The organism is Paracoccus actinidiae, assembly GCF_030863885.1.
GTDB lineage: Bacteria > Pseudomonadota > Alphaproteobacteria > Rhodobacterales > Rhodobacteraceae > Paracoccus > Paracoccus everestensis.
Genome location: NZ_CP132956.1, coordinates 4125258 through 4138882, shown reverse-complemented (window position 1 = coordinate 4138882; position 13625 = coordinate 4125258). Strand labels below are relative to the sequence as shown.

At 62.8% G+C, this 13625-nt stretch carries 13 protein-coding genes and 1 pseudogene; 7 read left to right on the top strand and 7 right to left on the bottom strand.

Features of this window, described 5'->3' with window-relative positions; translation table 11 throughout:
* Window positions 1-395: 395 nt before the first annotated feature.
* Entirely contained in the window at window positions 396-1160 is a 765-nt protein-coding gene (locus tag Q5701_RS20545) for a hypothetical protein (protein ID WP_306752797.1), read from the bottom strand.
* A gap of 139 nt (window positions 1161-1299) precedes the next feature.
* Window positions 1300-2001: a PRC-barrel domain-containing protein gene (locus Q5701_RS20540; RefSeq protein ID WP_306752796.1), complete on the bottom strand. Its 702-nt coding sequence runs from the start codon at window positions 1999-2001 to the stop codon at window positions 1300-1302.
* A 338-nt stretch (window positions 2002-2339) separates the two neighbouring features.
* On the opposite strand from Q5701_RS20540, the gene Q5701_RS20535 reads away from it, so the two are divergent.
* A complete protein-coding gene (locus Q5701_RS20535) occupies window positions 2340-3086 on the top strand; it encodes a response regulator (protein ID WP_306752795.1) in 747 nt (248 codons plus the stop codon).
* Between the two features lie 367 nt (window positions 3087-3453).
* A pseudogene (gene tnpC / locus Q5701_RS22980) lies at window positions 3454-4893 on the top strand (IS66 family transposase); the annotation flags it as partial.
* Here tnpC and Q5701_RS20520 read toward each other — a convergent pair.
* The 4 genes from Q5701_RS20520 to Q5701_RS20500 all read right to left on the bottom strand — a co-directional run bounded on the left by Q5701_RS20520 (window position 4874) and on the right by Q5701_RS20500 (window position 8077).
* Window positions 4874-5107: a DUF6429 family protein gene (locus Q5701_RS20520; protein ID WP_306752794.1), complete on the bottom strand. Its 234-nt coding sequence runs from the start codon at window positions 5105-5107 to the stop codon at window positions 4874-4876. The pseudogene tnpC and the gene Q5701_RS20520 overlap by 20 nt on opposite strands.
* A 285-nt stretch (window positions 5108-5392) precedes the next feature.
* A protein-coding gene (locus Q5701_RS22975) for an IS630 family transposase (RefSeq protein WP_373568580.1) occupies window positions 5393-6350 on the bottom strand; the annotation gives its coding sequence in 2 pieces (ribosomal slippage) (window positions 5393-6010 and window positions 6012-6350; 957 coding nt in all).
* Between the two features lie 83 nt (window positions 6351-6433).
* Window positions 6434-7060, bottom strand: coding sequence for an MBL fold metallo-hydrolase (locus tag Q5701_RS20505; protein WP_306755458.1), 627 nt, complete (start codon window positions 7058-7060; stop codon window positions 6434-6436).
* Between the two features lie 150 nt (window positions 7061-7210).
* Window positions 7211-8077 carry an MBL fold metallo-hydrolase gene (locus tag Q5701_RS20500; RefSeq protein ID WP_306752791.1) on the bottom strand — a complete coding sequence of 289 codons (867 nt, stop codon included), beginning with the start codon at window positions 8075-8077 and terminating at the stop codon, window positions 7211-7213.
* A 162-nt stretch (window positions 8078-8239) separates the two neighbouring features.
* Between Q5701_RS20500 and Q5701_RS20495 the strand changes: the two genes are divergently transcribed.
* Window positions 8240-9220, top strand: coding sequence for a GlxA family transcriptional regulator (locus Q5701_RS20495; protein WP_306752790.1), 981 nt, complete (start codon window positions 8240-8242; stop codon window positions 9218-9220).
* A gap of 455 nt (window positions 9221-9675) precedes the next feature.
* A complete protein-coding gene (locus Q5701_RS20490) occupies window positions 9676-10740 on the top strand; it encodes a sensor histidine kinase (RefSeq protein ID WP_306752789.1) in 1065 nt (354 codons plus the stop codon).
* A gap of 358 nt (window positions 10741-11098) precedes the next feature.
* Here the strand turns inward: Q5701_RS20490 and Q5701_RS22970 are convergent, their stop codons facing one another.
* Window positions 11099-11299 carry a DUF2332 family protein gene (locus tag Q5701_RS22970; protein ID WP_373568579.1) on the bottom strand — a complete coding sequence of 67 codons (201 nt, stop codon included), beginning with the start codon at window positions 11297-11299 and terminating at the stop codon, window positions 11099-11101.
* Window positions 11300-11456: 157 nt separating this feature from the next.
* On the opposite strand from Q5701_RS22970, the gene Q5701_RS20485 reads away from it, so the two are divergent.
* The 3 genes from Q5701_RS20485 to Q5701_RS20475 are packed head-to-tail and all read left to right on the top strand — an operon-like array spanning window position 11457 to window position 13624.
* Window positions 11457-12149 (top strand): phosphatidylserine decarboxylase, encoded by a 693-nt coding sequence (locus Q5701_RS20485; protein WP_306752788.1) that lies wholly within the window; start codon window positions 11457-11459, stop codon window positions 12147-12149.
* 2 nt (window positions 12150-12151) lie between these two features.
* The gene (locus tag Q5701_RS20480; RefSeq protein WP_306752787.1) at window positions 12152-12904 is read left to right on the top strand and encodes a CDP-alcohol phosphatidyltransferase family protein; all 753 of its coding nucleotides are present in this window, start codon (window positions 12152-12154) and stop codon (window positions 12902-12904) included.
* Entirely contained in the window at window positions 12905-13624 is a 720-nt protein-coding gene (locus Q5701_RS20475; protein WP_306752786.1) for a class I SAM-dependent methyltransferase, read from the top strand.
* The last annotated feature ends 1 nt before the right edge of the window (window position 13625 follow it).

Below are 13625 nucleotides of genomic sequence, written 5' to 3'. Positions count from 1 at the left end.
TCGCAGAAGCAGGATCAGTCCTGCACAGGCCCCAGCCCTGTCACCAGAATGCGCCGAGGTCATACCCGCTGCCAGAGAACAGGAGTGAGCTCCTTTCGTCCCGCGGGGCTCCCCATCGTCTTGGTGATGCGAAGCCGGCATCAGTTTCGGTTCGGCTCGCTGTTCATGTCAGGCAGCCTTGCTCTTGTAGCCATAGCGGATGCCTGCCTGGCGCTGATCTTTGGTACGGCTTTCCGAGACGCAACCAAACCCCAGCCATTGCCCGTTCAGCGAGACGTGGAACTGGATCTTGCAGCACGCCGCTGTCGTGCAGGCCGTCGTTGGGCCGGCGACGGCGTGCGTCGGGATCGTCTACTCACTGCCCACCTGGAAACATGCTGCCGCCGACCACTTCATCAAAGCATCAGCAACAGTGCGGCGTAACCTGCGGCTCCGGCCGCGAAGGCCCAGAAGCGGCTTTGCCGCTCACTCGGCACCTCTTCCTTGAGCACGTTGAGCACGACTCCGCCGCCGAGAAAGGCGGTAAGCGTCGCTATGGCCGCCTCGTGCACCTCGGTGACGAGGCCAAGGAGCCAGCCTCCGATGACCGCTGCAGCAAGTATCCACCGCCCGATCTGGCGGTAGGACGCCTTGTGGTCCTCGTGGAGCCCGTAATCGGTCACCACGAAGTGCAGCGCCATGGCGGCCGCGAAGAACGCCAGGCCGTCCAGTGTCATCTCCTCGCGGTGCAGGAGCAGGTAGCCCACCAAGAGGTTGTAGACCGCGAAGGAGGCCATGTGGATCCAGAACACCCGTGAACTGGTGGCCGCCTCCGTGTGTGATCCGCGCCCGCCGTTTACCTGTTCGCCCGCGCGCTTCGAGCGCGAAGTCTGGGCAAGGCGGTGAAGCCCGTAAAAGGTGAGAAGCCCTGCCAGTGCGATCAGAAAGACGTGCCGCTCGGCCGGGATCAGGGTGCCCTCCCCGCCAACCGCCTCGGCGACTTTCTCCTGGCTTGCTGCGAGTTCGGGCATGAAGTGGACAAAGACATAGGCCACCGACACGCCTCCTGCGAGCGATAGCCAGATGCTGCGCGGGGTGCCATCCAGGAACCTGAGCCCTGGCGTGACAACGTGGACCAGAACCAACAGCCCCAGGAAGGCAAGGGAAGCAAGACCAAGCATTACTCTCGGCCTCCTTTGTCCACATCAGACCGGCGCCTGACCCCCGACGCATCGTCGCCAAGAAGCCGCCCTCACTGAGCATTCTTCCTTCCTCCTTTGCGGGAAGCGGCCCGCCAGGGCGAGCCGCCTGATCGTGGATTCAGTCGCCGATCTGTTCCCTGTCCAGGGGCTCGAGCGCCTCGACCTCGGTGCGCTCATAGGGCAGATCGTAGAACTCGCGACCCGGATTCCAGCCATGATCATAGCCATAATAGGGATAGGCGTAGTAGCCTCCGCCGCCCCAACCTACATCCGGGCTCACCACCACGGCCGCGACCTTTCCATCTCGGACGATCAGGTCGTCGATATAGCCGTAGTTGGCAAAGCCATCGCCGTCCTTCAGGCGCGCGTAGTCCCCGATAAGCTCGCCCGCGCGCCAGACGCGGCGTCCGGTATCGACGACATCCGCTCCGTCGCCCTCGACTTCTTCCACTTCCGAGGTGGCATCGCTGGCGGTGACCACCTCATCTGTGAAGAGCGTGAAGTCTTCGATCGTGTCTTGTGTGAACGGGATCTCGATGCCGTCATCCCACTTGGACGCTTCAACCATGTCCCATGGAATGTTCACATGGGTGTCGCCCAGCTCGAAAAAGCCCCCCACCTCGGCCACAACCGATAGGACCTGCCCGTCCTGGCCGATCAAGACGTTCTCCACGTCACCGATGTCATCGCCCGTGGGACCCTTTACGTCGGAACCGATCATGTCATCGACGCTGATGCCGTCCGTGTAGAGTTCATCATACCGCCAGTCCGCCAGCGGAACGATATCGGCCTCGATCTTCGCCTCCTGGGCTGCTGCCATACTGGCGAGCCCCGATACGAGGGCGGAGGCCGCCATAAGAAGTCTCATCTGTGTTGCACGCATGGAAGTGTCTCCTGTGTTGGCTTTCACCAGGGCTCGTGCAAGGAAGATGTGCGGACAAAGACACAGAAGCCGAAACACCTCGGCCTGCTCTGCTCAATGCTCCCGCAATTTCCTTGTGCTGGTGTTCATGCACCCTGTTTAACCCGAACCGGCGTTTGGAATTCGCGGTATGTTTGTCGAGGCTGTGACAGGCTGTGACAGGCGGAACCCCCAGACACATTCTGTCACCACTTTCCTGAGAATTCTTCGAGCAGTGGCTGCATACTTGGGAAAAAATGGAGCAGCGGGATAGAAGGAGGGCGGGAGAGATGTCGAACCATCACATTCTGATTGTCGATGATGATCCAGAGATCCGCGATCTCGTGTCACAAGTCATCTCGGCAGATGGCTATCAGGCCAGCCAGGCGCCGAATGTGCGATCAGCGCAGCGCTTGCTTGAAGAAGGCTCGGTGGACCTCATGGTCCTTGATCTCATGCTGCCAGGCAAGGACGGGCTGACCTTCTGCCGCGAGTTGCGAGCAACCGGCATCACGACGCCGATCATCATGCTGACTGCGAAAGGAGACGACTTCGACCGCATCCTGGGTCTCGAAATGGGAGCCGACGATTATCTTCCGAAGCCCTTCCACGGGCGCGAACTGCTGGCCCGGATCAAGGCCGTCCTGCGGCGGAGCACCAGCCCAAGCCCGGCGCCCCAGGAGCCAGCGTCCAGGTTCATTTCCTTCGATGGATGGCGTCTCGATACCGGCAAGCGAGAGCTGATTTCCGAAGACGAGATCGTTGTCCAACTGAGCAGTGCCGAATACGAACTGCTGATCGCCTTTCTCACCTGGCCACAGGTGGTCCTGTCGCGTGAAAAGCTTCTGGACGCCACCCATGGCCGCTCGGCCGTCATATCGGATCGCAGCATCGATATCCAGGTCAGCCGGCTGCGGCGCAAGCTGGGCGACGACCCGCGCGAGCCGCGCATCATCAAGACGATCTGGGGCGACGGCTATCTGTTCACACCGGACGCGGCCTGATGGCCCTTCACGCCAGCATGCGGTTTCAGACGGCCGTTATCATCATTGCCAGTTTCATTTTGTCCCACGTCGCCGGCTTGTTCTTCTATGCCCTCGATCGCCGGGATACACTTGCCCTCACCGAGGCTGTGGATCGGGCCGAAAGAGCCGCAGACATCAGCCGCCTCGGGGCCAATGCGCCATGGCACGCGCCAGCTCTATGGTAAGCGCGCGCGCCATGGCGCAGGCCACCGCCACCTGGCCTGGTTTTACGCCGCCGCGTGGCCGGGTTTTGCACCGACGTTGACAGAATGACCCGTTGCCCGCTTCCGAGGAGGGGCCCGACACGGAAGCACGGGCCCCGGAGCGGGCTGAACCCCAGGAAACCAACCGCCGCCGCCCGAAGGTCTCGAAGGACACGCCGCGCGAACGTCGCGAATATGACCCTGGCAAGAATTGCCCCGATTGCGGTGGCGATCTGCGGGTGATCGGTGAGGATGTCAGCGAATTGATCGACATGATCGCCGCGCAGTTGAAGGTTATCGAGATCGCGCGCATCAAGAAGTCCTGCCGACGCTGTGAGAAGATCGTCCAGGCCCCGGCACCCAGCCGACCGATCCCGCGGAGCATGGCGGGACCGAACCTGCTCGCCTATGTCCTGGTCTCGAAGTTCGATGACCATGTGCCGCTCTACAGGCAGAACGAGATCTTTGCCCGGATGGGCGCCGATATCGCCGACACGACGCTCGTGGACTGGTGCGGCGGGGCGATGAAAGCCTTGGTCCCGCTGATCGAAAAGATCGAGGCCGAGATCATGGCCAGCGATCTGCTCCATGCCGATGACACGCCCATCCGGGTTCTCGATCGCAGCAAGAGCAACAAGGGGCTCGGCAAGGGCGTGAGAAAGGGCAGGATCTGGGCTTACGTCCGCCATCAGCGCCCTTGGGCAGGCCAGGCCCCGCCCGGCGCGGTGTATCAGTTCGCCCCGGACTGGAAGGAAGACCATGTCCTCGGCCATCTGAGCCAGGCCGGCCGCATTCTTCAAGCAGATGGTTACAAGGGCTATGCCAAGCTCTATGCCCCCGATCCGGAGGGCAAGAGCCAGTTCCGCGAGGCCGCCTGCTGGGCGCATTTGCGCCGTGACTTCCATGATGTCTGGGCTGCGACGAAGTCCGAAGTCGCGGCAGATGGTTACAAGGGCTATGCCAAGCTCTATGCCCCCGATCCGGAGGGCAAGAGCCAGTTCCGCGAGGCCGCCTGCTGGGCGCATTTGCGCCGTGACTTCCATGATGTCTGGGCTGCGACGAAGTCCGAAGTCGCGCGCGAGGCGCTCGACCGGATCGGCAAGTTCTACGATATCGAGCGTGCCATCAGCGGCAAGCCTGCCGAGCTGCGGCTGGCGGTTCGACAGAAGGAAACCAGGCCCAAGATCGACGCCTTCCGGGACTGGGCCGAAAAGCAGCTGACGCGCATCCCCGGGAAAAGCGATCTGGCCAAGGCCTTCCGCTACGGGCTGAGCCGCTGGTCTGCCCTCACGCTGTTTCTCGAGGACGGGCGCGTGGCCATCGACAACAATGCGGCCGAGCGTGCCCTGAGGCCAATTGGTGTCGGCAGACGGAACTGGTTATTCGCGGGCTCGGACGCAGGCGGCGAAACGCTCGCCCGCGCCCTGACGGTCATCGAAACGGCAAAGATGAACGGGCTCGATCCGCAGGCCTATCTTGCCGATATCCTGGACCGCATCCACGATCACATGAACAACCGTCTCGGCGAATTGCTGCCCTGGAACTGGGCGCCAATGGGGACGGTCAAGACCGAGGCGGCGTAAACAGCGCTCGGAAGAGTTCCTCGGACTGCCGCAGGCCCTCATCGGTCAGGATAACCGACTTCGCCTTGTTGACCGGATCGGCGATCAGGCCCCTCGCATGCAACCGCTCCAGGGCATCCCAGTCGAAGCCTTTCCACGCCCGCCGCTCGTCATGCAGCGTCAACCACAGCAGCGCCAGAACAGCCTCGTCGATCTTGTCCCGATCAATCTCCATGGACTGAGCCTACCACGGAGAGCCGTAGCGCGAGACACAACATCATCAACGCCCGTCAACGCAAAATGGCCGCGGTGCAAACCGGGTGGTTACGTTCAAGCAAACTCGGAAATCGACCGGGGTGCAGCTGCTGCGGCTCAAACTCTCCCGCCGACCTCTGCGTTAGCCTCGACCCCTTCGTGCCGTATCGCTTAGAATTCCAGAATCTCGTCGTCCTCAGGGACTGAAAGGCGCCCTTCCATGCCGTTTGCAGCGGCAAAATCGCGCAGTTAGAGCCGGTTGCACTCAATCGGCCTCGTATCCTGCGGCTTTGAAGTAGTTGTAGCATTCCTCGTCGGAGAAGAGATCGCAGACTTGGCCGACTGCAGCCCAAAGCTGATCGTAGGTGCGGGCGGCGGCTTTTCTGATCAATGCCTTGAGTTTGGAGAAGGCCATTTCGATCGGGTTGAGGTCGGGGCTGTATGGCGGCAGGAACAGGAACCAGGCGCCCATGTCGCGCAGGGTTGCCGCAGCGGCAGGGCTCTTGTGGCTGGAGAGATTATCCAGAATGACGACATCGCCGGGCCGAAGTGTCGGGACCAACTGGGTTTTGGTGTAGAGATCGAACATTTCGGCGTTCATCGCGCCGTCGATTACCCAGGGCGCGTCCAACCGGTCATGGCGCAGGGCCGCGACAAAGGTCTGGGTGCGCCAATGTCCGAACGGCGCATGATCAACGAGGCGCTGCCCACAGGGTGCCCATCCTGTGGTCTTGGCCATGTTCGTCTTGACCCCGGTCTCATCAACAAACGCCAGCCGCTCCAGGTGGTTAGCCATGAAAGGCTGGCGTCTCGCGATCCAGACCTGGCGCAGAGCGGCTACGTCCTTTCGCTTTTGTTCAAGCGCCTGCAGAGTTTTTTTTATGGCTCAGTCCGAGCCCGCGCAGAACGCGCCAGACGGTGGCGCGGTGGACGTCGATGCCATGGGTTTCAGCCAACTCGGCTACGAGTTCATCAAGCGTGATCCCGCTTTTGGCCGTGACGCGGGCTTCGAGCCAACCGGTCACGTCCACCAGCTTGCCATGTCCGCCGCCATTGCCTTGTCGCCTCGGGGTCAAACATCCGGTCTCGCGTCGCAGCTTCACCAGATCATTGACGAACTTCGGCGATACCCGAAAATGCCGAGCCGCCTGACGGTGTCCGTGACCTTCGTCCACGTAGCCGATAACCCGGCTACGAAGCTCTACTGGATGTGGCTTGCCCATCTGACATCTCCATCTGCCTCAGCAGAAGGGAATCACATCATCGGCAGGCTGGGAATCCTGAATCTTGATGGCTGAGATACGCTCTAGGCACGGCTCAGCCGGCAATGGTTGGCCGCTTCCAAGTGCGAGGCGACGATCTGGGAGTCGGTGGCGTCGAAGACGCGCCGGACGTCCTCCTTGCCCATAATGATTGAGCCCAGCCCCTTGATCCGCGCGTCGCCCGCATTCAGCACCACAGCCTCGGGGCGGAATGTGTCGAGGTTGCGCCGGACCATGTCGTTCCACACAGTGTCGCCGGCGAGATACAGCGTCGGCTCGCCCCCGGCCTGGAAAGCCGCACCGCAGACGCTGCCCAGAGGGCCGCCGGCCGCCTCGAGTGCCGTGTCGGACCCGTGCTGCCTGCAGGTGCGCGTCATCGTCACAGTTCCGAACCGCGTCGCGCCGATCAGGGGCGCGACCCTGCCGAAGCCCTGCAAGGCGAGCACCTGCGCGTCCGAATAGTTTTGGACGAAGATCGGCATCTCCTTGCGGACGAGCCGCACCGCGGCCTCGTCCCAGTGGTCGATGTGCAGATGGGTGACGATCACCGCATCTACGTCGAGGATCCGGTCCATCGGCGTCTTCAGCGGCACGAGCGGGTTGCGCAGGTGCGAATCCTCGGTGCCGGAGAAGGCCGGGTAGGTCCCTTGGTCGGCAAGAAAGGGGTCCATCAAGAAACGGCTGTCCCTTTAGGTCAGCAGAAATGTAGCGTTGCGCACCTGGCGGATCTTCATGGGTTCCTTGGGATTATAGTTGGACGGACACCGTCATGCCGGCGGCAGGAGATCCGCCGCTGGCTCTGGCATTCTTGGACGCCGTCGTTAGAACTTCACCACCTCACCGTCAGCGGGGATGCGGACCTTGTCCTCGATCCCGTTCTGCTCGACGAAATCGCGCAGCTGCTCGCGGCTCAGGTTCATGTGGTTAATCGCGTCCATGTGAACAGTGACGACGGTCGCATCGGGCACGGCTTGGGTGGCGTGCAGCACGTCATCCTTGCTCATAATAATTGAGCCGGTGAAGCCCGGCAGCCGTGCCTCGCCGGTGTTCAGGACCACGACATCGGGGGCGAAGCTGTCCAAGGCGGCGTTGACCTCTGGGCGCCAGATCGTGTCGCCGACGAAATAGACCGTGGGAGCGTCGGCGGCCTGGAAGACGACGCCCATCGCCTTAGCCAGCGTTTCCGCCACGGGGGGCGCTGCATACATTTCATCGGTGCCGTGCTGACCGCCGGTTTTCGTCAGGGTGACCCCTTCGAAAGTCGTGCCTTCGCCCAGGACGCGGACATCGGTGTAGCCTTGGCCGCGGATCAGCGTGGCATCGGCCTCGTGCTGGACGAAGAGCGGCACGTCCTTGCGAATGAACTGGTGCTCGCCGCCGTCCCAATGGTCGAGGTGCGTGTGGGTGACGATCACGGCGTCCACGCCCTCCATCACCTTCTCGGCCTGCATCGGCAGGTCCACCATTGGGTTTTGCCGCTCGCTGTGGAAGGTGCCCTCGAAGCCCGAGTAGGCATTCTTCGCCGCCAGCATCGGATCGACGAGGAAGGTCCGGCCGGCATAGGTCACCTTGGTCGTGGCGTTGCGGATGTGCTGCATCTGCAGCGGCTCGGTCGTGGCGGTCTGTGCTGTCGCGCCGGTCGCGCCGAGGACAAGCGAGAGGGCAAGGAGGATTGTCTTAGGTGGCATCGGGCTGCTCCGTCTGGATTGGTGATGAGGGCAATCTGGGCCGCGCCCGGCTTCGGGGAAAGTGGCCCGCTGGCCAATTAGGGAAGGTTTCGGGCCAAGGGTGGCTTGACCTGGTGCCCGCCGTGGGTGCAAGGGGACCCGTCAACAGCAGCGACCAGGGCCATGACCGCCACACCTCCGCAGCGCGTCGCCGTGCTCGCCTTCGACGGCGCGAGCCTTTTTCACTTGGCCGTCCCGAGCAAGGTGTTCGGCGGCGCACGCAACCCCGACGGCTCGACCGCCTACACCGTGTCCCATTGCGCAGCGGAGCCGGGCATGGTCTGCACTGACAGCGGTGTCGAGCTGCGGGTCGAGGACGGGCTCGATGCCCTTTCCCGCGCCGACATTGTCGTGGTCCCGGCGTGGAGCCACCCGGAGGCCCCCGCCCCAGACCCGGTGACCCAGGCACTTCGCGCGGCCCACGCCCACGGCAAGCCCGTGGTTGGCCTCTGTCTCGGCGCCTTCGTCCTCGGCGACGCCGGGCTGCTCGACGGGCGGCAGGCGACGACGCACTGGATGGCACGCGAGATCTTCGCCCGCCGGTTCCCCGCCGCTGTGTTTCGGCCGGACGTTCTGTATGTCGAGGATGGCAACATCGTCACCTCGGCCGGCAACGTCGCGGCGATCGACTGCTGCCTAAACCTGATCCGCGAGACCCTGGGTGCCGAAGAGGCGAACCGCGTCGCCCGCATCCTCGTCACGCCCCCGCACCGGCATGGCGGGCAGGCGCAATATGTCGAGCGGCCGGTCCTGCAGTATCCCTGCCAGCACCGGCTGCCCGACGTGCTGGAATGGGCGGTGGCGCACCTCTCCGAGCAGCTGACGCTCGACCGGCTGGCTGAGGTCGCGCATATGAGCCGCCGGTCGTTCACGCGCCATTTCCGCGACGCGACCGGGATGACCGTCACCCGCTGGCTGAACACGCAGCGGGTGGCCCGTGCACAGCAGCTGCTGGAAACAACCGACCTGCCCGTCGAGCGCATCGCCCACGAGGTCGGCTTCGGCACAGCCCTGACGCTGCGCCAGCAGTTCGCCGCGCAACTGGGAACGGCGCCATCGGATTACCGGCGGAGTTTCCGGGAGGGCGGACGTGCGGATCGATAGAGCAGCGGCTTCTGCGACCGTCTGACCGTAGCTGTAGTGCGCAGCGACGTGACTGAGGGATGAAAGTCGTTTGCGCTTACACTGATTGACCGCTTCGTCTGCATCGCGAGCGCAGCCTCCTCCGCCACCCTGCTTTTCTGCCGCGAATATGAATGGCCGTTTTGCGAAAGCTGCAGGGCAGCACGTTGCGCGGCCGACCGGCGGCTATGGGCCGGCTACGGGCGCCATGCGCCGTGCGGCACATCTAACCGCGCCGAAGGGCGAATGGATTCAGCGCAGTTGTTCTGTTCGACCTTCGACAGCGGACTGGCACCCGTATTGATAGAACAATCCCGCCCATCTGAGGCGACTCTCGCATTGCGCAGCTTTGCGGCTGCTTCTAATTTGCCGGTATGAGCACACCTATTCCTCACAAGAGACCATTTCCTGCCAGCGGGGGCGAATGCTCTGCGATCTTGAACGCCCTGAAATGGTCGGACCATCCGTTGGGTGAGCCGGCGGGTTGGCCAGCGGAGTTGAAAACAGCCGTGCGGACCTGCCTCACGTCCAAATTCGCCACGATGGTGCATTGGGGATCCGACCACCACACGTTCTACAATGATGTCTATGCGGCCAGGCTCGGGCGGAAGCACCCCGGTCACCTGGGGCAACCGGCGTATGACTGGTGGTCCGAGATGTGGGATCAGCTGGAACCTTTCTTTCAGAAAGTTCTAGCGGGCGAAAGTTATTACACCGAGAACGCGCGCTATACGCCTGACCGAGACGGCGCATCGAAGGACGCCTATTTCACCCACAGCCATAGCCCGATCTGGGATGACACCGGCACTGTAAGGGGGATCTTCCTGACGGTCGTCGAAACTACGGGTCAGCTCAAGGCTGAAGCCCGCAGCGAATTGCTGATGGGCGAACTGAAACATCGGATGAAGAACACGCTTGCCGTCGTGCAGTCGATCGTGAACCAGTCGGTGCGACGGGCTGTTAGTAAAGATGACCTCGCAGCCATCATGCACACGCAGATTGCAGCTCTAGGCCGCGCGCATGATCTGCTGACGCAATCTAACCATGCCGACGCGCCACTTTCCGCTCTGATCAGAGGCGCTTTGGATTTAGAGGGATACAAAGAGCGAATAACCGTTGATGGGCCAGAGGTCACGATCAACTCCAGTGCGACAGTGGCCCTGACATTGATCCTGCACGAACTCAATACCAACGCGATGAAGTATGGTGCCCTTGCCAGCGAACGGGGACAGATACGCATTTGCTGGGACGTGTCTGACGATATCCTCGAGCTGATCTGGCAAGAAGACGGTGGCCCTCTCGTGACCCCGCCCTCGCGCCCAGGCTACGGGACGCGCTTGATCCTGGCGCTTGCGGACGAGCTGGGGGAGGTTCCTCAGATCGACTACCTGCCGGGTGGCTTCAAGTTCGCCCTCCGGGCGCACCTGGCGAAGCTTAGGGTAAATGAGGGGCAGCACAATCTCACGGAAAAGCGATCCGGCACAGATTCACGGACTAGCTGAATCGACAATGTCTGACATCTCTCGCCGGCTCCTCTGACCGCGGCGGTGCCACCGTAAATGCGGTGCCGGCTATAGTGCCACTGAACTGATGGGCCACGAAGCTTTCACGAATGGCTGCAACAATACGTGACGATGGAACGCGATAGGTCGCAATAGTAGACACGGCGTCTTGCTACGGCGGACGCGCGAAAGCCAATCTTGCTGCACTGAACGCCAATGCTCGGTACTGGGAAGCTGCACCGCAGCGCCTGACAAGGACCGACAGGCCGGAATGGGCCGGCTCTATTCATCGTTCTCAAGCGGTGGGCAACGATCGACCTGACACCTCCGCTCGACACCAAGAGCCCCCAGCAGTCGCTCACGTAGCAAGCGGGTAGGCCGCCGGAGCTGCCGCCTTTGGCGACCACTCGCTCCATTGTCCGTGAAAATCTGCGCCTCCGAGGTGCTGCTGCTGTGGCACATCCCCATCCCAGAGCGTGGCTGCCAGGCCTGCACCGGGCATCCTGCCCTCCGCCTCAAGGGCAAGATGCAAGATCGGCGCATCCGGTGTTGCTGCCAAACCCGCGCATCACCGGCCATTTGTCCCTCTCGCACCGTGTGCGACAGCACCAGGGTCGGCGACGTCGCAGAAGAGCGAAAAAGGGTCGCCTTTGTTTGACCCCCTTTCGCGAGACTGCTATGGCGGCGCACCGGTGAGGGGACAGGAATACTGACGCATGACGATGTGGGGCACCTTTCTCAAGCCGATGCACCCGGAGGGCTACCGGTTCCTGACCGTCTTCGCCCTTGTCACGCTTGTCCTCTTCTTCGTCTGGGAGCCGCTCGGTTGGCTCGGGCTGGGGCTGACGGTCTGGTGTTACTACTTCTTCCGCGATCCACGCCGTGCCGTTCCGCAAGGAGAGGAGCTGGTTGTCAGTCCTGCAGATGGCGTCGTCTCGCTGATCGAACCGGCAGTGCCGCCCGCCGAGCTTGGAATGGAGCCAGTGGCCCTAACACGTGTCAGCGTCTTCATGTCAGTCTTCAATTGCCACGTGAACCGTGCCCCGGTGGCGGGGCACGTGTTGGCGGTAGCCTACCGGCCCGGCAAGTTCTTCAACGCCTCGCTCGACAAGGCCAGCGAGGACAATGAACGCAACGGGCTCTGCCTGGAACTGGCCGACGGGCGGCAGCTTGCGGTGGTGCAGATCGCCGGCCTGGTGGCGCGGCGTATCCTGTGTTGGACCAAGCAGGGCCAGAGCCTGAGAACAGGTGAGCGCTTTGGGTTGATCCGCTTTGGTTCGCGGCTCGATGTCTACCTGCCACCCGGTGTGGTGCCGCTGGTCGCGGTCGGACAGACGATGGTTGCGGGCGAGACCGTGATCGCCGAACTTGGCCGTGGCGGGATCGCTCGTCCGGCTCTGGTGGACTGAACATGAACGCGCATCCGGACCACCGCTTCCGACTGTCCGTGATGCAACTTCTGCCGAATGTCCTGACGCTGGCGGCGCTTTGCGCCGGGCTTACGGCGATCCGCATGGCCGTCTTGGAGGAGTTCGACAGGGCGGCAGCCCTGATCCTCCTTGCGGCAGTGCTGGACGGCCTGGATGGGCGGCTGGCCCGCAGGCTGCGGAGCGTCAGCGCCATGGGCGCGGAACTCGACTCACTGTGCGACTTCGTCAATTTTGGCGTGGCACCGGTTCTGGTGCTTCACCTTTGGGCTTATGGAGGCGCTGGCGGCTTGGGCTGGATTGCCGCGCTGGTCTACGCGGTAGCCTGCGCGCTGCGGCTGGCTCGGTTCAATATCGGCAGCCGTGATCCCCTTGCTTTGGCCACACCCAAGACGGCCTTCACGGGGGTGCCCTCGCCTGCTGGAGCGATGCTGGTCCTTCTGCCGATCTTCATCGCCAATCTCATACCCGGTGCGGACATGCCGGGGCTGGCCTGCGCGCTCTGGATGATGGTGGTCGCGGCACTGATGGTCAGCCGCCTGCCCACCCCAGCCTTCCGGCCGGTCCGGGTCCGGCCCGACCAAGCGCGCCTGCTCATCCTTACAGCGGTCGCCCTCGGGGCATCTCTGCTCACCTATCCCTGGCTGACGCTGGTGCTTGTGGACCTTGGCTATCTGCTGCTGCTGACGGTGAGCTGGATCCGTTCCCGGCGGACGCCCGCACGAAAGGACAAGTAAATGGAAATTCAGGCAGTCGAGAGGTCGTACGCCCGTTGGGCGCCAACCTATGACCGCACCTTTGGAGCGGTGACGAATGTCGGGCGCCGCCGGGCCACTGCGCTTCTGAGCGAACTGGGCGGGTCCGTCCTGGAGGTGGGCGTGGGCACCGGCCTTGCCCTGCCGCACTATGATCGGCGCGTCACCGTCACGGGCGTCGATTACAGCGCCGCCATGCTGGAGAAGGCCCGTGCCAAGGTGAACGCAGAGGGACTCACCAATCTGGCCGCGCTGCAGCGAATGGATGCCCGGAAGCTTGATTTCCCGGACGCGAGTTTCGACCATGTCGCGGTTATGCATGTGATCTCGGTCGTGCCCGATCCCGAGCGAGTCATGTCCGAGATCGCTCGGGTGGTACGGCCTGGCGGAAGCGTGGTCATCGTCAACCATTTCGCCCGAAAGACAGGCGCGCTGGCCATGGCCGAACGGGTTGCCGCGCCACTGGCGAACCTGCTCGGCTGGCACTCGGACTTCGACCGGGCCCGGGTGCTGGGCGAGGCGAGCCTGACCTTAGCCGAAGAATACACATTGCCGCCCTTGGGTATGATGACCCTCATGAGGCTCGTGAAAACATCCATGGTGAGGCGCGGCATCCTGATAAACTGCGGTTTTTGGCGTAGGAACCATAAAACTACAGTTCTTCAACTGGTTAAGCCAGCCTCACCAACCCCTCACGAATAAT